The sequence below is a fragment of the Streptomyces sp. NPDC048461 genome, assembly GCF_055587105.1.
In genome coordinates, this window is sequence record NZ_JBVJGW010000006.1 from 240,927 (window position 1) to 258,257 (window position 17,331).

Below are 17,331 nucleotides of genomic sequence, written 5' to 3' on the forward strand. Positions count from 1 at the left end.
TCATGCAGTGTCCGAAGTGTCACGCGTTGATGCACACCTACAACCGCAACGGTCTCCAGATAGAGCAGTGCAGCGGCTGCCGCGGCATCTTCCTCGACTACGGCGAGCTGGAGGCGCTGACCCGCCTGGAGTCCCAGTACACGGCCCAGGCTCCGTACGGCCAGGCCCCGCCGCCCCCGCCGCCCGCCCCCTACCCGGGCCAGCACGCCGCTCCGGCCCCCGCCTGGGGCGCGCCGCAGCACGGGGGTCACGGCCACCACGGTCACCACGGTCACCACAAGGGCGGCTTCGGCCGGATGCTCTTCTCCTCCTGACGGGGGAGCCCGAGCACGCGAAAGCCCCGGCCGTCGAGACGGCCGGGGCTTCCGGGCGGTGCGCGATACTGGGATTGAACCAGTGACCTCTTCCGTGTCAGGGAAGCGCTCTCCCGCTGAGCTAATCGCGCGGGCTCCACGGCATCGAAGCCGCAGTTCACACATGTGGTGCAGATGGTGCATGGTACTGCGTGCGCGATACTGGGATTGAACCAGTGACCTCTTCCGTGTCAGGGAAGCGCTCTCCCGCTGAGCTAATCGCGCGGGGGCCCTCGCGGACCAGTGGACGATACTGGGATTGAACCAGTGACCTCTTCCGTGTCAGGGAAGCGCTCTCCCGCTGAGCTAATCGTCCTTGGAGGTGGAGACGGGATTTGAACCCGTGTAGACGGCTTTGCAGGCCGTTGCCTCGCCTCTCGGCCACTCCACCATGGAGCCGCAGGGGTTCTCGGGAAGATCCCCCACTTCGAGCGGACGACGAGACTCGAACTCGCGACATCCACCTTGGCAAGGTGGTGCTCTACCAACTGAGCTACGTCCGCAGGTCACCGTGTTCGCTCCGGGGTGTTACCCCTTCGCTCCCTGGCGACGAGTTGAACTCTAGCGGATTCCCGGGCCAGCTCAAAAACGCGTTTCCGCAGCGTGCTGCCGCTCGATCACGGCCGGTCACCCCGCGCTCACCTCACCGGCGCCCGCGCGTCACCGGTCATAGACTCGCAGCCGTGCACGACCTGCCTCCCCTCGCCCGCTTCGGCGGCCTGCTCGCGACCGACCTCCGCGACGTCACCGGTGATCCCTCGGCCCTGGACTCGACCGGGTTCTGGGCGGTCGCCGCCGACTTCGAGGGGCGGCTGGTCTGCGCGCGCTTCGGAGACGTGCGCCCCGACCCCGTCCCCGCACCGGTCCCCGGCGCCTGGCGCGGACCCGACGCCGACGCGTGGTCCTCCTCGCTCGACCGGGCCGCCTACGTGTCCGGCGTGCGCCGGATCCGCGAGCACATCGCCGCGGGCGAGGTCTACCAGGCCAACCTGTGCCGGGTGATGTCCGCGCCGCTGCCCGACCCGGCCGCGGCCGATGTGGACGCCCTCACCGCGCTGCTCGCCCGCGGCAATCCCGCGCCCTTTGCAGGAACGATTCGGCTACCGGCCCGCGGCGTCGAGATCGCCACCGCGTCCCCGGAGCTCTTCCTGCGCCGCACCGGCCGCCGCGTCGAGTCCGGGCCCATCAAGGGCACCGGCCGCACCGCCGCCGACCTGCTGCCCAAGGACCACGCCGAGAACGTGATGATCGTGGACCTGGTCCGCAACGACCTCGGCCGCGTCTGCGCCACCGGATCCGTCACCGTCCCCGAACTGTGCGCCGTCGAGGAGCACCCCGGCCTGGTGCACCTCGTCTCCACCGTCGCCGGCGAGCTCGCCGACGGGGCCGGCTGGCCGGAGCTGCTCGCGGCCACCTTCCCGCCCGGCTCCGTCACCGGCGCCCCCAAGTCCTCCGCCCTGCGGATCATCGAGGCCCTGGAGACCGCCCCCCGCGGCCCCTACTGCGGCGGAATCGGCTGGGTCGACGCCGACCAGGGCACCGCCGAGCTGGCCGTCGGCATCCGCACCTTCTGGATCGACCGCGAGGTGCCCGGCGGCCCCCGCCTGCGCTTCGGCACCGGCGCCGGGATCACGTGGGGCTCCGACCCGGACCGGGAGTGGGCCGAGACCGAGCTGAAGGCCGCCCGCCTGCTGCGGGTAGCGTCGGGCACCCATGAGGAGACCGGTACCCATGGGACGAACGGCATGAGCGGAGGAACCGTACGGTGAAGATCTGGCTCGACGGAGCGCTGCGGGACGCGGACGACGCGCGGGTGTCCGTGTTCGACCACGGTCTGACCGTGGGGGACGGCGTCTTCGAGACGCTCAAGGTGCGCCGCGGCGAGCCCTTCGCGCTCACCCGGCACCTGGAGCGGCTGACCCGCTCGGCCCGCGGACTCGGCCTGCCCGACCCCGACCTCGACGAAGTGCGCCGGGCCTGCGCCGCCGTCGTCGGGGCCAACCCGATGCCCCTCGGGCGGCTGCGCGTCACCTACACCGGCGGCGTGTCCCCGCTCGGCTCCGACCGCGGCGACGCCGCGCCCACCCTGATCGCGGCCATGGCCGAGTCCGGCCGCCGCCCGGACACCACCGCGGTCGTCACCGTGCCCTGGGTCCGCAACGAGCGGTCCGGCGTCACCGGCCTGAAGACCACCTCGTACGCGGAGAACGTCGTCGCGCTCGCCGCCGCCCACCGGGCCGAAGCCTCCGAGGCGCTCCTCGCCAACACCGTCGGCCGGCTCTGCGAGGGCACCGGCTCCAACGTGTTCGTCGTCCTCGACGGCGAGCTGCACACCCCGCCCGTCGCCTCCGGCTGCCTGGCCGGGATCACCCGGGCGCTCGTCGTCGCGTGGGCCGGCGCCAAGGAGACCGACCTGCCGTTCGACGTGCTGGACCGGGCCGAGGAAGTCTTCCTGACCTCCTCGCTGCGCGACGTCCAGGCCGTGGTGCGCATCGACGGCCGCACGGTCGGATCCGCCCCGGGCCCGGTCACCGCCGAGGCCATGCGGACCTTCGCGGCCCGCTCCGCCGCCGACCCCGACCCGGCCTGACCGGAGCGCGGGGGCCCGGCCCTGTCTTCGCGGCCGCCGGGCGGGTAGAACTCGGGGGATGACCACCACCCTGCGGCCGACCGCGCCGCTCCAGCAGAACAGCGACGGCACCCGCTCGCGGACCTACGAGGTCCGGGTGAACAGCCGCCGCGTCGGCAGCCTCGACCTGGCCACCCGGTCCGCCGCCCAGCCCGGGGTGGGGGTGATCCGGAACCTGTGGATCGACGAACCGGACCGGCGCCGCGGGCGCGGCACGGTCGCCGCGCTCGCCGCCGAGGAGGTGCTGCGCGCCTGGCGCTGCGACAGCATCGCCGTGTCGGTCCCGGTCGGAGCGGAGCGCGCCCGGCGGCTGGTGGACGCGCTCGGCTATCGGGAGACAGGCCGGGTCATGGTCAAGGACCTGCCCGCCGAGCCGCCCGAGCTGCCTGCGGGGGGCCGGGGACGCCCCATGGCCCCGGCCGAGTTCGACGACTGGCTGGAACGGGCCGTGGGGGAGTACGCGCACCACCTCACCACCCCGGGCACCACCCCCGAGCAGGGCCTGGCCGCGTCCCGCGCGGAGCACGCCCGGATGCTGCCGGCCGGCCGGGAGACGCCCGGTGCGGACTTCCTCCTGCTGGAGGCGCCGGAGGGCGGCGTCCTCGGCACCCTGTGGGTCGGGGTCCTGGAGGTCGCCGGGTTCGGCGCGATCCCGTACGTGTGGGACGTGGACGTCGCGGCCGAGCACCGGCGCAAGGGCCACGGGCGGGCCCTGATGCTGCTGGCCGAGCGCACCGCCCTCGCGGCGGGCGCCCGGAACCTGGGCCTGCACGTCGTCGAGGGCAACACCCCGGCCCGCCGGCTCTACGAGTCGCTCGGCTACCGGGACACGGCCGTGAACGCCATCAAGGCGCTGGTGTAGGCAGGCCCGGGGCGCGGCCTCAGGTCCTGCGCACGGCCGCGCGCACGGGCGCGACGGTTCAGGCCGTCGCGGCCAGGAGGCGGTCGGCGATCTCCTCGATGCGGGCGCGCAGGCCGTCCTGGCTCTTGCCGCCGTCGAGGCGCTCGCCGCCGATCACGTACGTCGGAGTTCCGGTGACGCCGATCGCCTTGCCCTCGGCCTGGTCGGCGTCGACGATCAGGATGTGCCGCCCGTCGATCAGTGCGGTGTCGAACTCCTCGACGTCCAGGCCGAGTTCACGCGCGACCTCCAGCAGTACCGGCTCGCCCTCCCGGCCCAGCGCGGCGGTGCGTGCCAGCACGGCCTCGGCGTACGGCCAGCCCTGCCCCTGCTCCACGGCCTCCTCGGCGGCCTGGGCCGCGGCGAAGGAGTGCTTGTGCTTGTCCAGGGGGAAGTGGCGCAGCCGGATGTCCAGCCGGTCGCCGTAGCGGGCCCGCAGGGCGCGTACGTCGCCCAGGGCGGCGTGGCAGTCCGGGCACTGCAGTTCGCACCAGACGTCGAGGATCACGGAATCGGTCATGGGAACAGTCTCCCAGCCCCCGCACGGCCCTCCGACCGGCACCTGGGGAGGAGGCGCGACCCGGAGATGTCCCGGAGATCGCGCCGGGCGGGTCCGACGACCTGGCCCGTACGGGGCCGGCCGGTGCACGATGGACGGGTACGGATCGCCCGTCACCGAGAGCCGGAGGGCCGCATGCTTGCCGAGACCATCTGTTCCGCGGCGTCGGTGGCAGGGCTGGGCATCGCGGCGCTCACGGCCTACCGCCGCCGCTTCCTGGCGGCCACCCGGATCGCCGCGTACGCGCTGGTCCCGATCGGACTGGTGATGACGGGCGTCGTGGCCTGGGCGACCGAGGTGGTGTTCAAGCCGACGGTGTGGGCCGGTTTCGGGGTGCTCGGCCTCGCCTGGCTGCTCTTCGTCACCACGCGCGTCGTGGAGCGCCGCAGCCTGGGCAAGGCGGCGAAGACTCCCCGGCCGGTCAAGGGCGCCCCCGCCCGGGAGGCCGTCGCCCCGGCCGCCTCCGAGCCGTCGCTCGGCGCCGCCTCCGCGGGCGGCGTCCGGCCGGCCGCACGGAAGCAGCCGGAGGCCGCCGCGGGGGACGACTTCTCCGACATCGAGGCCATCCTCAAGAAGCACGGCATCTGACCCGGAGGGGCGGGCATCGGCCCGGGTCCACGAGATCGGGCGAACTACCGCCCGGATGTTGGCGTGTTGAGGGGTGGACGGTCACGGGCTGCGCCATCATCGCCCGGACATGCTCGACACACCGCACACTGAGCCGTCGGTTCCCGCACCGCTTCCCGCGCCCGTCGCGGAGGAGCCGCGGGGCTGCCTCTTCGCGCTCTCCCAGCCGCCCTTGATGATCTTCCTAGGCGTGATCGGAACCCTGCTGCTGCTTGCCGCCGTGCACGACCTGTTCGTGCTGTGACCCCGCGTCCCGTGCTCCCGCGTGCTCAGGGACTCCCGGCCCGGGGGCTCCCGTCTCCGGTGCTCCGTGCTCCGACACCTCGGCGTCGGCCTCCTTGCGCCGGGCCCGGTACGCGGCCACGTGCAGCCGGTTTCCGCAGGTCCGGCTGTCGCAGTAGCGGCGCGAGCGGTTCCTGGAGAGGTCCACGAAGGCGCGCCGGCAGTCCGGGGCCTCGCAGCGGCGCAGCCGTTCCTGCTCGCCGGAGACCACGATGAAGGCCAGGGCCATCCCGCCGTCGGCGGCGAGGTGGTCGCCCAGCGAGGCGCCCGGCGCGAAGTAGTGGACGTGCCAGTCGTAGCCGTCGTGGTCGGTCAGCTGCGGCGTGGTGCCGGCGGTCGCCACGAGCTCGTTGATCAGCGATGCCGCGCCGCGGGGGTTCGGTGCGGCGAAGACCTGGGCGAACTTGCCGCGCACGGTCCGGACGCCGGCCAGGTCGCGGGCGCTGAGCTCGCCCACGTCGCTGATCGCGTGGTCCCGGACGAAACCGCGCAGCGCGCCGATCTCCGCGAGCCCGTCGGGCTGGTCGGCCTCGGCCGTGGTGTTCACCAGGGCGACGACGACGTCGAGCGCGCGACGGGTGTCGTGGGGGATCTGCACGGGTCTCCCTCATGGGCCGGAGCCTGCGACGACGGGCCGCCGCCGCTGGTGGCCGACTCTAGCGGGTCCCCTCGCGGGGCCGTCCCCACGCGCACCGGCGCCGTCCCCGTGGTTGGCTTCCGCGGGAACAGCGCCGGCACTCGCCTATGTGGTTGTCCGGCCCACACCGTCGCCCCGAGTCGGACGGTGCCGGGCGGTCGTAGGCCTGGCTCAGCTTTCGGCCAGGATGTGGGAGAGCTCCTTGTCGAGGTCGAAGTGCCGGTGTTCGGTTCCTGGCGGAACCGCGGCGTCCGTCCGCTTGAGGAACGACTCGAGTGCTCGGGCGGGTGCTTCGAGCAGTGCTTCTCCCTCCGGTGAGCTCAGGGCGATGCAGACGACGCCCTGACCGTGGCTGCGGGACGGCCAGACGCGGACGTCGCCGGTACCGGTGGGCCGGTGGAGGCCCTCCGCGAGGAGGTCACGGGCGAATACCCATTCGACCGTCTCCTCGGCGCCGGTGTGGAAGGTGGCGTGCACGGCGTAGGGGTCGGCCGTGTCATACCGCAGGCCCGCGGGAACAGGCAGTGAGGACTCGCTCGACACAACGAGGCGCAGGTGCAGCTCGCAGCTGACCGTGGTGTTCATAAGCGCCAGGGCCTTTCGCTCAGTGTGCGCTCGGGGATTCGCACGTCGGCGAAATCGACATGCCACCTACGGTGCCGTTGTAAACCCCTCTGACCGTTTTGCGGACCTCTGGGTCCCTCGTACGGCGGATCCAAACCCACATTCACGTGTGCATCCGGCTCGGGTAGATTCGACGCCATGAATACGGGGAGTGACCGCGAGACCGACGAGTCCGCAGCAAGTGCCGCAGCAGCAGGATCCGCGCCGGACGCGCCGACCGAGCCGGACGCGCCGACCACGCCGGCCGGGGAGGCCGCGGCCGAGGCCGAGGAGACGCCGCACGTCTCCAAGGCGCCCGCCTTCATCAAGGCCCGGCGCAGCCTGCACCTGAGCTGGCAGGTCGGCGTCTTCGTCGTCGGCCTCGCCGTCATCGGCGCGGGCATCGCCATGCTCGTGCTGCCCGGCCCCGGCTGGGTGGCGATCTTCGCGGGGCTGGCGATCTGGGCCACCGAGTTCGCCTGGGCCCACCTCGTCCTGCGCTGGACCAAGCGCAAGGTCACCGAGGCCGCCCAGAAGGCGCTCGACCCCAAGGTGCGCCGCCGCAACATCATCCTGACCAGCGCGGGCCTCGTCATCGCGGGCGCGCTCATCGGCTTCTACCTGTGGAAGTACGGGCTGGTACTGCCCTGGGACATCAAGGACCAGTGATGGTCGGGGAGCACCGCTGACATGCGGTAATGTTTGCGGTGCGTCCGGGCGATTAGCTCAGTGGGAGAGCACTTCGTTCACACCGAAGGGGTCACTGGTTCGAACCCAGTATCGCCCACCCGGACCAGAGGCCCGGAGACTTCACCGTCTCCGGGCCTCTGGCGTTCCCCCGGTCCTGCGTGCCTCCCGGGGCCGCGCGGCCCCCCGTCGCCGGGTCGCCCGCCGCCGCGTCAGCGCAGGCGTCCCAGTGCGTCGCGCAGCCGGCGGGCGTCCGCCAGCCGCCGTTCGTACGTGGCCCCCACCGCCAGCAGCAGCAGACCCGCGAGCGCCGGCGGGAGCCAGCGCGGCAGGACGCCCGCGACCTGCGCCACGTACGGCGCCAGCTCGTGCAGGGCCACCGCCGCCAGGACGGTTCCGCCGAGCAGCAGCGGGGCCTGCAGTCCCCGCCGGGCGCCCGTCAGGGTCAGGGCCAGGGCGGCCAGGCCGAGCAGGAGCGGGCGCTGCCAGTCCGCGTCCGCCCAGGCCGCGAGCAGGCTCGGCAGGAGCGTCGCCGCCAGGCCCGGGCCGTACGCCGTCCAGGAGGAGGCCTCCGGGTCCCTGCGGCGCCGCAGGAACCCCACCGCGAGCGCCGGCAGCGTCACCGGCAGGGTGTACGCCTCCGGGGCCGTGACCCCCGCCGAGGCCAGCCGGACCCAGGTCGCCGCCGCGCACAGCGCGACCGCCGCCCAGCCCAGGGCGCGCCGCTCCGGCCGCACCGCCGCGCCCGCGCACACCACCCCGGCCAGCGCCAGGACCAGCGCCAGCGTCGTCGGCCGTGCGGCCGACAACGCCACCGCGAGCAGTCCGGCCGCACCCGCCGCCGCCTCCGCGGGGACCCGTACCGGGCCCAGGCGCGGCCCGAGCGCGGCCACCGCCGCGGGGACCGCGAGCACCGGCAGTCCCCACCAGGCCACCGCCAGGTCGGTGACCGCGGCCACGGCCACCACCAGCCCCGCGGCGTACCCGACCGCGCTCGCGGCCGCAGCCGAGCGCGCCCAGCGCGGAGCCCGCCCGTACGCCGCTCCCGCGGCGCAGCCCGCGCCCAGCAGGCCCCAGACCGCGAAGGTGGCCGCGCGGCCGTCCAGCGCCCCCAGGGACACGTTCACGGCCCCGCCCAGCGCGCACGCTCCCGCCGCGATCGCGGTGCCCCGGGCCGGCGCGCGCAGGGCCAGGCATCCGGCGGCCCCCGTCACCGCCAGCTGCGCCGCGAGCACCCCCGCCGCGGGAAGGCCCAGCAGCACCGGCGCCGCGAACAGCCCCGACCAGGCCGCGACCACCGCCGCCACCGCCGGCTCCGGCCGCGCGAGCACGCGGGACAGCCACCAGGCCGCCCCGGCCGCCGCCAGCAGGACCACCGGGGCCGAGGCCCCCGGCGCGTACGGGCTCCAGCCGGGCGTCGTGCCCGACCACACCTCGTCCAGCACCGCGAGCGGCGCGCCCAGCGCCGACACGGCCGCCGCCCAGGCCCACAGCGCCCCGAGGGCCGTCACCCCGGCCCCGGCCCAGCCCGCGCCGCGCCGGACCGCCGCCGGCAGCCCGCCGACGCGCAGGCAGGCCACCAGCGCCAGCGCCGCCGGCAGGTGCGCCGCGACCGCCCAGCCCGTGTCCAGGGCCGGCCGCGCCACCCCGCCGACCGCGACCGCCCAGGCGACCCCGCCCGCCGCCGCGACCGCCGCCGCCCGCGGCTCCCGCCAGGCCACCGCCGCCCCGAGGGCCGCTCCCGCCAGCAGCAGCGCCGCCGGGGCCACCGCCCCGCCGGGCGAGACCGCCGACCAGGACGCGGCCGTGCCCAGCAGCAGCGCCCCCGCGCCGAGGACCGCGCCCAGGGCTCCGGCCAGGACCGCCGCCGACGCCGCCGGCGCGCCCGCCGCCGACCGGGACCGCAGGGCCGCGGCCGCGTCCAGCGCCGCCGTCACCAGCAGCGCCCAGCCGAGCCGCACCGGCCCCCCGTCCGAGGCCAGCGCGGCCAGCGGGAGCGGCAGCTGGGCCGCCAGGACCGCCGCCGGGAGCGGGAGGCGCAGCCCGGGCAGACCCCCGCGCGCCAGGACCCGGCCGTACCCGGCCCAGAGCGCCGCCAGCGCCGCGGCGGCCCCCGCCGCGTACGCGGCGGCGTCGAGGTCCGGCAGGGCCACCGCGTACAGCGCGTACGCGTCCAGCACCGTCAGCAGCAGGCCCGGTGCGGCCACCGACTCCGCCGTCGAGCGCAGCCCCCGGCGCAGCAGGAGGACGGGCGCGGCCAGGGCCGCCGCCGTCACCACGGCCAGCACCGCCGACCGCCCGGCGATGCCCAGGGACCCCCAGCTGACGAGCGTGAAGGCCAGCGCGGCCACCGCCAGCAGCACCGCGCCCAGGGTCAGCAGCACGGTCTGCGCGCTCGGCGCCGGGGCGGCCTTCGCCGCCGCCGGGCCCGAAGTGCCCGCCGGAGCCCTGCCGGGAGCCGGCCCCCAGCCGGGCGCACCGGCGGGCGGAGCCGCGTACAGCAGGCGCAGCAGCCAGTCCCTGCGGCCCAGCAAGTAGAGGCGCCGGGCGTCGAGTCGGACCAGCTCGCGGTCGATGAGCACCAGCTCTTCGGCCGGCGGCAGTGACGTGTTCATGATTCGCAGTGTGGTGCCGGTCACCCGCCGGCGCATGGGCGGGGGTACTCAGATGCGCCTGAGTACCGCCCCGGTACCGGGAAAACCGGGACAACGGGGGGCGCAGCGGGCCAGACTGCGCCCATGGACCTGAACAACTGGGACCGCTGGAGCCGTTACCGCTTCCGCAGCGTGTGGGACCTCGACGCGGCGCCCGCCCGCGTCTACGCCGTGCTGGAGCAGCCCGGCGAGTACCCGGCCTGGTGGCCGCAGATACGCCGGGTCCAGCCCGTCGACGACCGCACCGGCACCGCGCTGGTCCGCTCCGTCCTGCCCTACGCGCTGCACGTCACGGCCACCGAGCTGCTCCGCGATCCCGGCCGGGGCGTCCTGGAGGTGGCGCTGCGCGGCGACATCGAGGGCTGGGCGCGCTGGACCGTACGGGCGCGGGGCGCGGCCGGCGGCGGCCGCAGCCGCGCGCTGTACGAGCAGGAGGTCCAGGTGCGCCGGCCGCTGATGCGGCGGCTCGCGCTGCCGGGACGGCCCGTGTTCCAGCTCAACCACGCGCTGATGATGCGGGCCGGGCAGCGCGGTCTGGCGGCCCGGCTGGCGGCGTTGCCGGAAGCGGTTTGAACGAGCCCCGGGCCTTCTGTATTGTTCAGTGCGTTCCCGGGCGATTAGCTCAGCGGGAGAGCACTTCGTTCACACCGAAGGGGTCACTGGTTCGATCCCAGTATCGCCCACCATGCAGGACCTGGCTTCGACAGCGGGGCTGAACCCAGGCCCCCCGGCAGGACCTTGATGGAGCAAGCCGCAGGTCCCTCCCCCGTGGGGAGGGACCTTTCGGCGTTCCCGGACCGGTGCGCGTCGCTACGCCGCCGTCGACAGGTCCGGCCGCAGCGGCCAGTGCGGATCGACCGACTCGGGCGTGCCCTGCCGTGCGAACCAGGCCTGGAGGCCGCGCGCCTGCGCCGCGTGCCACACCTGCTGGAGCGTGTGCAGCTCCGCCGGGCTCAGCCGTTCCAGCCGCCCCGCGAACCGGCGGCCCACCGCCCGCACGAGCTCCAGGGAGGCCATCGCGTCCGCCGCCGCGTCGTGCGCGCCCTCCAGCTCTATCCCGTAGTGCGCGCACAGGTCGGTCAGGGTCCGGCGGCCCTTGCGGTACCGGTCCAGGTGCTTGTCCAGGACCCGCGGATCCAGCACCGTCAGCGGCCGGTTGTCCAGGTACCGCGACAGCGAGGACGCCCGGTGCCGGCGCAACTCCCGGTCCAGCAGCGTCAGATCGAACGGCGCGTTCATCACCACCACCGGCCGGCCCGCCACCTGCTGCTCCCCGAGCGCGCGGGCTATCTCCTCCACCACCGGCGCGGGCCAGCGCCCGTGCCGCTGCAGGTGCTCGTCGGTGAGCCCGTGCACCTCCGTGGCGCCCGCGGGAACCGGGACGCCGGGGTTGACCAGCCAGCGGGTGGAGCGGACCCGGCCCCCCGCACACTCCTGCACGACGAGCGCGGCGGACACGATCCGGTCCTGCTCGACGTCCACTCCGGTCGTCTCGGTGTCGAATGAGGCCAGCGGGCCCTCGTACCAGCGTGTCATGGCGAACTCCTCGTCCCCGGTCGGCAGATGGGGCGCCCCCGGGCGCCTCCGCCTCCGAGCGCGCCACCCTTGCCCGCTTCGGTGATACCCGGGCCGTTTGCCCCGTACGCCGTTTGCGGGGACCCGGCTGCGGAGACAACAACCAAGGGGGGCCGTGCGCATGACCGGTCGTCACCCCACCCACCACCCATCGCGGAGCCGGAAGGCATGGGGACCGGCCATGACGCTCGCACAGCCCGAACAGGGCGGGGTGCTGGCGGGGCAGATCGATGCGCGGACCGGCACGCCGGGCGAGCCGCGGACCGGACCGCTGCGCGGCACGCTCGCCACCACCGCCTGCATGGAGACCCTCCAGGTGGGATACCTGCACGCCGTCGCCGCGGCGGCCGGATGCTCGCTCTCGCAGCCCTTCCCGGACAACGGCATCGACTGGCACGTCAGCCACGGCGCCCCCGAGCACGTCGTCGACGACGAGGTCACCGTCAAGGTGCAGTTGAAGGCGACCTACCAGATACCGCCCCGACCGGCCGGGCCCACCTTCTCCTTCACCCTCGACAACGAGCACCTGGTGAAGCTGGCCCGCACCCCGGTCGCCGTCCACAAGATCCTCGTCGTGATGCTCGTCCCGCGGGAGCGCGACCAGTGGCTCGCCGCCGGGCACGACCGGCTCGACCTGAGGCACTGCTGCTACTGGACCAATCTCGCCGGGCACCCCGTGACCGGCCGGCGCCGGACCACCGTGCGGATCCCGACCACGCGGATCTTCGACGACCGGGCGCTGTGCGAGATCATGACCCGGGTCGGGTCGGGAGGGACACCTTGATGCACCGGCACTCGCCGAACCTCGAACCGCTGCCGTCCACGCCGTACGGGGACCTCGCGCACCCCGCCGCTCCCGACCCCGCGAAGGTCGACCCCGTCGTCCTCGGCGCCCTGCTGCGCCGCCACGGCTGGCTGCGCCGGGGCGGGGCGGCGGGGCGCTACGGGCGCTGGACCCCGCCCGCGGGCGGCCCCGGGGCCAGCCTCCTCGTCCCGGAGAGCCGGGCCTTCCCCGACTGCGGCGACCTGCTGGAGGAGGCGCTGACCGCGCTCTCGCGCAGCGCGGTGCCGTCCGCGCGGGAGGTGCTCTACGGGCTGAGCGTGCCGAGCGACGAGGTCCGCTGGGACCGGGAGATCCCGCCCGGCCCGTACGGGTTCCCGTCCGAGGCCGCGTGGACGGCGCAGGAGCAGCTCCGCTCGGCCGCCCGCCGGCTCCTGCTCGCCGGGGCGCTGGCGGACCGGGCGAGGGCCGGCTACTACGGCGCCCGGCACCGCGCGAAGGCCGAACGGGCCCTGGACGGGGTCCTGGTGGGCCCGGCACCGGGCGCACGGCGGCTCACCGCGTACGTCCCCGTGGACGGCGGGCGGGGCCTGGTGACCCGGCTCCACCACGCCCTGCACGCGACCCGCGAGGCCGTGGACTACCGGCGGGCCACCGGCGGCATGGAGGCCTTCGACGCGGCCGTGGCGGCCGGGGTCAGCCGGGAGCTCGCCGACGCGCTGATCGCGCTGGTCCGCGGCACCGAGGGGGCCCGGATCGCGCTCGCCTGGGCGCCGGCGGCCGGGGTGCCGGCCGGGTGCGCGGCGCGGCCGGAACCGGTGGAGTTCTCGCCCGGCGACCTCCCCGTCCTGCGCGAGGCCGCCGACCGCTACACCCGGGACGAACCGGCCGTCCGGGTCAGCGTCACCGGCTCCGTGGTGCGGATGCGGCGCTCGGCCCCCGGGGGCGGGGGCACCGTACGGCTGCGGGTCCTCGCCGGGGCGGACGTCCCGTACGTACGGGTGGCGCTCGACGAGGAGGCGTACGGGGTGGCGGTCCACGCCCACCTGGCGGGGCTGCCGGTCAGGGTCGGCGGACGGCTCCAGCAGCGGGGCGGCTTCCGGCGGCTGACGGACGCGGCGGAGCTCGTGCCGGTGCCGCTGGACGAGGTCGAACGGGACCGGCTGATGAAGTCGCTGGACGCGGCGTTCGACGCGTCGGACGTGTTGCCCGGGGACGCGTAGGCCGTGCGGCCGCCGTGGCCGGCCGGGGCCCGGGCGCGGCCCCGCGTAGCCTGGGCCGTCCCGCCCGCGACCCCGAGGATCCCGCATGCCGAGCCCGCTCATCCGCCCGCTGGACCTGGCCGACGACGCCACGGCGGGGGCCGTGCACCGGATCGGCCGGGCGGCGTACGCGGTGGAGGCCGGGCTGATCGGGTTCGACGGCATCCCCGCCCTGCACGAGAGCCTCGACGAGATGCAGGCGCGTCCGCTGCGGTGGATCGGCGCGGTGTCCGGCGAGGGCGCGCTCGCCGGCTTCCTGGCCTGGGAGGAGGAGCCGGACGGCGTCGTCGGCGTCGACCGGCTCTGCGTGGACCCGGCGTGGTTCCGCCGGGGCGTCGCCTCCCTGCTGCTGCGCCACGTCCTGGCGGAGCTGTTCCCGGACCGCCGCGTCGAGGTGACCACGGGGGCCGAGAACACCCCCGCGGTGACCCTGTACGAGCGCCTCGGCTTCCTCCGCGGCCCGGACTTCTCGCCCGCCCCGGGGCTGCGCATGGCGTCGTTCGGCCGGCCGCCGGCGCCCGGCCGGGGCTGAGCCGCCCGGCCGGGGGCTCGTACGGGGCCGGGCCGCGGGCGGCTGCGGACGGGCCCCGCCGATAACCGTTTAGGGGCGCCGCCCCTCCGCTCGGTACGATTCAGGCGCGCAGTGTCCGCTCGCGCACCCCCTGAGTCAGGAGAGACCGGTGTCAGACGTCCGTGTGATCATCCAACGCGATTCCGAGCGGGACGAGCGCGTGGTGGCCACGGGCACTACGGCGGCGGAGCTCTTCGCCGGCGAGCGCACCATCGTCGCCGCCCGCATCGCCGGTGAGCTGAAGGACCTCGCGTACGAGGTGAAGGACGGCGAGACCGTCGAGCCGGTGGAGATCTCCTCCGAGGACGGCCTGAACATCCTGCGCCACTCGGCGGCCCACGTCATGGCCCAGGCCGTGCAGGAGATCTTCCCCGAGGCCAAGCTGGGCATCGGCCCGCCGGTCCGGGACGGCTTCTACTACGACTTCGACGTCGCCAAGCCCTTCACCCCCGAGGACCTCAAGGTCATCGAGAAGAAGATGCAGGAGATCCAGAAGCGCGGGCAGCGGTTCTCCCGCCGCGTGGTCACCGACGAGGCGGCCCGCGAGGAGCTCGCCGACGAGCCGTACAAGCTGGAGCTCATCGGCATCAAGGGCTCCGCGTCGACCGACGACGGCGCGAACGTCGAGGTGGGCGCCGGCGAGCTGACCATCTACGACAACCTCGACCCGAAGACCGGCGACCTGTGCTGGAAGGACCTCTGCCGGGGTCCCCACCTGCCCACCACCCGCAACATCCCGGCCTTCAAGCTCATGCGCAACGCCGCCGCCTACTGGCGCGGCAGCGAGAAGAACCCGATGCTCCAGCGCATCTACGGCACCGCGTGGCCGTCGAAGGAGGAGCTGAAGGCCCACCTCGACTTCCTCGCCGAGGCCGAGAAGCGCGACCACCGCAAGCTCGGCAGCGAGCTCGACCTCTTCTCCGTCCCGGACGAGATCGGCTCCGGCCTCGCCGTCTTCCACCCGCGCGGCGGCATCATCCGCCGGACCATGGAGGACTACTCGCGCCGCCGGCACGAGGAGGAGGGCTACGAGTTCGTCTACACCCCGCACGCCACCAAGGGCGCCCTCTTCGAGAAGAGCGGCCACCTGGACTGGTACGCGGAGGGCATGTACCCCCCCATGCAGCTCGACGCTGGTACCGACTACTACCTCAAGCCCATGAACTGCCCGATGCACAACCTGATCTTCGACGCGCGCGGCCGCTCCTACCGCGAACTGCCGCTGCGCCTCTTCGAGTTCGGCACCGTGTACCGGTACGAGAAGTCGGGCGTCGTGCACGGCCTGACCCGCGCCCGGGGCTTCACCCAGGACGACGCGCACATCTACTGCACCCGCGAGCAGATGGGGGAGGAGCTCGACCGCACGCTCACCTTCGTGCTGAACCTGCTCCGCGACTACGGCCTGACCGACTTCTACCTGGAGCTGTCCACCAAGGACCCGGAGAAGTTCGTCGGCTCGGACGAGGCCTGGGAGGAGGCCACCGCGGTCCTCCAGTCGGTCGCCGAGAAGCAGGGCCTGCCCCTGGTCCCGGATCCGGGCGGCGCCGCGTTCTACGGCCCGAAGATCTCCGTCCAGTGCCGTGACGCCATCGGCCGCACCTGGCAGATGTCGACCGTCCAGCTCGACTTCAACCTGCCGGAGCGCTTCAACCTGGAGTACACCGCGCCGGACGGCTCCCGCCAGCGCCCGGTCATGATCCACCGTGCGCTGTTCGGCTCGATCGAGCGGTTCTTCGCCGTACTGCTGGAGCACTACGCGGGCGCCATGCCGCCGTGGCTGGCCCCGGTCCAGGCGGTCGGCATCCCGATCGGCGACGGGCACGTGGAGTACCTGCAGGAGTTCGCCGCCGAGGCGAAGAAGCAGGGCCTGCGGGTCGAGGTGGACGCCTCCTCCGACCGCATGCAGAAGAAGATCCGCAACCACCAGAAGCTCAAGGTCCCCTTCATGGTCATCGTCGGTGACGAGGACATGGCCGCGGGCACCGTCTCCTTCCGCTATCGCGACGGTTCGCAGGAGAACGGCATCGCCAAGGACGAGGCCCTGGCCAAGCTGGCCAAGGTCGTCGCGGACCGCGTCCAGGTCTGATCGGGCGGAGCGCGCACGTGGGGCCCCCGGGGAAGCGATCGCTTTCCCGGGGGCCTTCCTCGTCCGCTCGGGCAAGGTCATATGCTGCATCCCATGACGATTGAGCCGGAGCAGCAGATCGGTGTGGGCACGCAGGACGCGTTCCAGCGTCTGTGGACGCCCCACCGGATGGCCTACATCCAGGGGGAGAACAAGCCGACCGGCCCGGAGGCCGGGGACGGCTGTCCCTTCTGCGGGATTCCGGAGATGTCGGACCAGGACGGCCTGATCGTGGCGCGGGGCCGGCACGTCTACGCGGTGCTGAACCTCTACCCGTACAACGGCGGCCACCTGATGGTCGTCCCGTACCGGCACGTCGCCGACTACACCGAGCTCGACGGTCCGGAGACGGCGGAGCTGGCCGACCTCACGAAGCGGGCGATGGTCGCGCTGCGCAAGGCGTCAGGGGCGCACGGCTTCAACATCGGCATGAACCAGGGCGCGGCCGCGGGGGCGGGCATCGCCGCCCACCTGCACCAGCACATCGTGCCCCGCTGGGGCGGCGACACCAACTTCATGCCGGTGGTGGGCCACACCAAGGTGCTGCCCCAACTCCTCGCGGACACCCGCCAGATGCTGTCCGACGCCTGGCCCGTCGACTAGGCCGTCTCTGGCGTCTCGGCGCCGGACCGGCCCGCGCCGCCGGCCCCGCCGGTGTTCCGGGCCCGGCGCTCGCGCCAGGTGTGCAGCACGGCCTCCACGTCGAACTCCGTCAGGTTCAGCGCAGGTCCCGGCGGCGGCATCCGCAGGGCCGCGCCGATCTTTTCGTTCACCTCGGCGAGGGTGCTGCGCACCTCGCGTTCGGAGCGGGCCGCCAGGGCCTTCTCCAGGGCGTCCTCGGCCTCCTTGCGGAGCGCGAGGGCCGGGGGCAGCACGGCGAACCCCTCGCGGTGCAGCTTCCCCTTGATCCACCACAGCTCGTCGTACGGGGCGTCGAGCGAGGCGAGCGGCTTCCCGTAGCCCGGGAGGTCCTCGAAGTCGCCGCGGGCGGCGGCCTCCCGGATCTGCCGGTCCACGAACGTCTCGAAGTCGACGCCGGGCGGTTTGCGCTCGGTCACGGGTCGCTCCTCCGGTGCGTACGGATG

17 protein-coding genes, 7 tRNA genes and 1 pseudogene are annotated in these 17,331 nt (G+C 74.3%); 14 read left to right on the forward strand and 11 right to left on the reverse strand.

Going from position 1 to position 17,331, the window contains the following annotated elements; translation table 11 throughout:
* Positions 1-2 precede the first annotated feature (2 nt).
* On the forward strand, positions 3-314 hold the full coding sequence (locus tag ACZ6S8_RS13510; RefSeq protein ID WP_469455243.1) for a TFIIB-type zinc ribbon-containing protein: 312 nt from the start codon (positions 3-5) through the stop codon (positions 312-314).
* 59 nt (positions 315-373) lie between these two features.
* On the opposite strand, the gene ACZ6S8_RS13515 is transcribed toward ACZ6S8_RS13510, so the two are convergent.
* From ACZ6S8_RS13515 to ACZ6S8_RS13535, 5 genes are all read right to left on the reverse strand, one after another.
* Positions 374-445: transfer RNA gene (locus ACZ6S8_RS13515), tRNA-Val, on the reverse strand.
* A gap of 61 nt (positions 446-506) precedes the next feature.
* Positions 507-578: transfer RNA gene (locus tag ACZ6S8_RS13520), tRNA-Val, on the reverse strand.
* 19 nt (positions 579-597) lie between these two features.
* Positions 598-669, reverse strand: a tRNA-Val gene (locus ACZ6S8_RS13525).
* Between the two features lies 1 nt (position 670).
* Positions 671-744, reverse strand: a tRNA-Cys gene (locus ACZ6S8_RS13530).
* Between the two features lie 39 nt (positions 745-783).
* Positions 784-856: transfer RNA gene (locus ACZ6S8_RS13535), tRNA-Gly, on the reverse strand.
* A gap of 180 nt (positions 857-1,036) precedes the next feature.
* Between ACZ6S8_RS13535 and ACZ6S8_RS13540 the strand changes: the two genes are divergently transcribed.
* Genes ACZ6S8_RS13540 through ACZ6S8_RS13550 form a run of 3 tightly spaced genes read left to right on the forward strand, consistent with a single transcriptional unit; the run spans position 1,037 to position 3,844 of the window.
* A complete protein-coding gene (locus tag ACZ6S8_RS13540) occupies positions 1,037-2,122 on the forward strand; it encodes a chorismate-binding protein (RefSeq protein ID WP_469455245.1) in 1,086 nt (361 codons plus the stop codon).
* Positions 2,119-2,943 carry an aminotransferase class IV gene (locus ACZ6S8_RS13545; RefSeq protein WP_469455247.1) on the forward strand — a complete coding sequence of 275 codons (825 nt, stop codon included), beginning with the start codon at positions 2,119-2,121 and terminating at the stop codon, positions 2,941-2,943. Before ACZ6S8_RS13540 ends, ACZ6S8_RS13545 begins: the two co-directional genes overlap by 4 nt.
* Before the next feature lie 58 nt (positions 2,944-3,001).
* On the forward strand, positions 3,002-3,844 hold the full coding sequence (locus ACZ6S8_RS13550) for a GNAT family N-acetyltransferase (RefSeq protein ID WP_469455249.1): 843 nt from the start codon (positions 3,002-3,004) through the stop codon (positions 3,842-3,844).
* A 58-nt stretch (positions 3,845-3,902) separates the two neighbouring features.
* On the opposite strand, the gene ACZ6S8_RS13555 is transcribed toward ACZ6S8_RS13550, so the two are convergent.
* Positions 3,903-4,403 (reverse strand): DsbA family protein, encoded by a 501-nt coding sequence (locus ACZ6S8_RS13555; RefSeq protein ID WP_469455251.1) that lies wholly within the window; start codon positions 4,401-4,403, stop codon positions 3,903-3,905.
* Between the two features lie 174 nt (positions 4,404-4,577).
* Here ACZ6S8_RS13555 and ACZ6S8_RS13560 point away from each other — a divergent pair, with 174 nt between their 5' ends.
* On the forward strand, positions 4,578-5,030 hold the full coding sequence (locus ACZ6S8_RS13560) for a hypothetical protein (RefSeq protein WP_469455253.1): 453 nt from the start codon (positions 4,578-4,580) through the stop codon (positions 5,028-5,030).
* Between the two features lie 364 nt (positions 5,031-5,394).
* On the opposite strand, the pseudogene ACZ6S8_RS13565 reads toward ACZ6S8_RS13560, so the two are convergent.
* A pseudogene (locus ACZ6S8_RS13565) lies at positions 5,395-5,949 on the reverse strand (CGNR zinc finger domain-containing protein); the annotation flags it as partial.
* A 210-nt stretch (positions 5,950-6,159) separates the two neighbouring features.
* Positions 6,160-6,573, reverse strand: coding sequence for an SsgA family sporulation/cell division regulator (locus ACZ6S8_RS13570; RefSeq protein ID WP_030011909.1), 414 nt, complete (start codon positions 6,571-6,573; stop codon positions 6,160-6,162).
* Positions 6,574-6,750: 177 nt separating this feature from the next.
* Here ACZ6S8_RS13570 and ACZ6S8_RS13575 point away from each other — a divergent pair, with 177 nt between their 5' ends.
* The gene (locus ACZ6S8_RS13575) at positions 6,751-7,260 is read left to right on the forward strand and encodes a TIGR02611 family protein (protein WP_469455255.1); all 510 of its coding nucleotides are present in this window, start codon (positions 6,751-6,753) and stop codon (positions 7,258-7,260) included.
* 46 nt (positions 7,261-7,306) lie between these two features.
* A tRNA-Val gene (locus ACZ6S8_RS13580) sits at positions 7,307-7,378 on the forward strand.
* 112 nt (positions 7,379-7,490) lie between these two features.
* On the opposite strand, the gene ACZ6S8_RS13585 is transcribed toward ACZ6S8_RS13580, so the two are convergent.
* Positions 7,491-9,893 (reverse strand): SCO7613 C-terminal domain-containing membrane protein, encoded by a 2,403-nt coding sequence (locus tag ACZ6S8_RS13585; RefSeq protein ID WP_469455257.1) that lies wholly within the window; start codon positions 9,891-9,893, stop codon positions 7,491-7,493.
* Positions 9,894-10,016: 123 nt separating this feature from the next.
* Between ACZ6S8_RS13585 and ACZ6S8_RS13590 the strand changes: the two genes are divergently transcribed.
* Complete coding sequence (locus ACZ6S8_RS13590; protein WP_469455259.1) at positions 10,017-10,505, forward strand: SRPBCC family protein; 489 nt, start codon at positions 10,017-10,019, stop codon at positions 10,503-10,505.
* Between the two features lie 38 nt (positions 10,506-10,543).
* Positions 10,544-10,618: transfer RNA gene (locus tag ACZ6S8_RS13595), tRNA-Val, on the forward strand.
* A gap of 124 nt (positions 10,619-10,742) precedes the next feature.
* On the opposite strand, the gene ACZ6S8_RS13600 is transcribed toward ACZ6S8_RS13595, so the two are convergent.
* Positions 10,743-11,468 (reverse strand): 3'-5' exonuclease, encoded by a 726-nt coding sequence (locus tag ACZ6S8_RS13600; RefSeq protein ID WP_383923370.1) that lies wholly within the window; start codon positions 11,466-11,468, stop codon positions 10,743-10,745.
* Positions 11,469-11,688: 220 nt separating this feature from the next.
* Between ACZ6S8_RS13600 and ACZ6S8_RS13605 the strand changes: the two genes are divergently transcribed.
* The 5 genes from ACZ6S8_RS13605 to ACZ6S8_RS13625 all read left to right on the forward strand — a co-directional run bounded on the left by ACZ6S8_RS13605 (position 11,689) and on the right by ACZ6S8_RS13625 (position 16,849).
* A complete protein-coding gene (locus ACZ6S8_RS13605; RefSeq protein WP_469455261.1) occupies positions 11,689-12,291 on the forward strand; it encodes a DUF4365 domain-containing protein in 603 nt (200 codons plus the stop codon).
* Positions 12,291-13,511, forward strand: coding sequence for a hypothetical protein (locus ACZ6S8_RS13610; RefSeq protein ID WP_469455263.1), 1,221 nt, complete (start codon positions 12,291-12,293; stop codon positions 13,509-13,511). Before ACZ6S8_RS13605 ends, ACZ6S8_RS13610 begins: the two co-directional genes overlap by 1 nt.
* 85 nt (positions 13,512-13,596) lie before the next feature.
* The gene (locus tag ACZ6S8_RS13615; RefSeq protein WP_469455265.1) at positions 13,597-14,082 is read left to right on the forward strand and encodes a GNAT family N-acetyltransferase; all 486 of its coding nucleotides are present in this window, start codon (positions 13,597-13,599) and stop codon (positions 14,080-14,082) included.
* Positions 14,083-14,230: 148 nt separating this feature from the next.
* Positions 14,231-16,207, forward strand: coding sequence for a threonine--tRNA ligase (thrS, locus tag ACZ6S8_RS13620; RefSeq protein ID WP_469455266.1), 1,977 nt, complete (start codon positions 14,231-14,233; stop codon positions 16,205-16,207).
* Positions 16,208-16,288: 81 nt separating this feature from the next.
* Positions 16,289-16,849, forward strand: coding sequence for an HIT family protein (locus ACZ6S8_RS13625; protein ID WP_469455268.1), 561 nt, complete (start codon positions 16,289-16,291; stop codon positions 16,847-16,849).
* Here ACZ6S8_RS13625 and ACZ6S8_RS13630 read toward each other — a convergent pair.
* Positions 16,846-17,304, reverse strand: a complete 459-nt coding sequence (locus tag ACZ6S8_RS13630) for a DnaJ family domain-containing protein (protein ID WP_469455270.1) — start codon at positions 17,302-17,304, stop codon at positions 16,846-16,848. The genes ACZ6S8_RS13625 and ACZ6S8_RS13630 overlap by 4 nt on opposite strands.
* Positions 17,305-17,331: the final 27 nt, after the last annotated feature.

Bases quoted from the DNA above. Each gene is read 5' to 3' on its own strand.
- ACZ6S8_RS13570 (WP_030011909.1), bottom strand. From the start codon at position 6,573: ATGAACACCACGGTCAGCTGCGAGCTGCACCTGCGCCTCGTTGTGTCG.
- ACZ6S8_RS13585 (WP_469455257.1), bottom strand. From the start codon at position 9,893: ATGAACACGTCACTGCCGCCGGCCGAAGAGCTGGTGCTCATCGACCGC.
- ACZ6S8_RS13510 (WP_469455243.1), top strand. From the start codon at position 3: ATGCAGTGTCCGAAGTGTCACGCGTTGATGCACACCTACAACCGCAAC.
- ACZ6S8_RS13555 (WP_469455251.1), bottom strand. From the start codon at position 4,403: ATGACCGATTCCGTGATCCTCGACGTCTGGTGCGAACTGCAGTGCCCG.
- ACZ6S8_RS13560 (WP_469455253.1), top strand. From the start codon at position 4,578: ATGCTTGCCGAGACCATCTGTTCCGCGGCGTCGGTGGCAGGGCTGGGC.
- ACZ6S8_RS13615 (WP_469455265.1), top strand. From the start codon at position 13,597: ATGCCGAGCCCGCTCATCCGCCCGCTGGACCTGGCCGACGACGCCACG.
- ACZ6S8_RS13605 (WP_469455261.1), top strand. From the start codon at position 11,689: ATGACGCTCGCACAGCCCGAACAGGGCGGGGTGCTGGCGGGGCAGATC.
- ACZ6S8_RS13625 (WP_469455268.1), top strand. From the start codon at position 16,289: ATGCTGCATCCCATGACGATTGAGCCGGAGCAGCAGATCGGTGTGGGC.
- ACZ6S8_RS13590 (WP_469455259.1), top strand. From the start codon at position 10,017: ATGGACCTGAACAACTGGGACCGCTGGAGCCGTTACCGCTTCCGCAGC.
- ACZ6S8_RS13610 (WP_469455263.1), top strand. From the start codon at position 12,291: ATGCACCGGCACTCGCCGAACCTCGAACCGCTGCCGTCCACGCCGTAC.
- ACZ6S8_RS13550 (WP_469455249.1), top strand. From the start codon at position 3,002: ATGACCACCACCCTGCGGCCGACCGCGCCGCTCCAGCAGAACAGCGAC.
- ACZ6S8_RS13600 (WP_383923370.1), bottom strand. From the start codon at position 11,468: ATGACACGCTGGTACGAGGGCCCGCTGGCCTCATTCGACACCGAGACG.
- ACZ6S8_RS13575 (WP_469455255.1), top strand. From the start codon at position 6,751: ATGAATACGGGGAGTGACCGCGAGACCGACGAGTCCGCAGCAAGTGCC.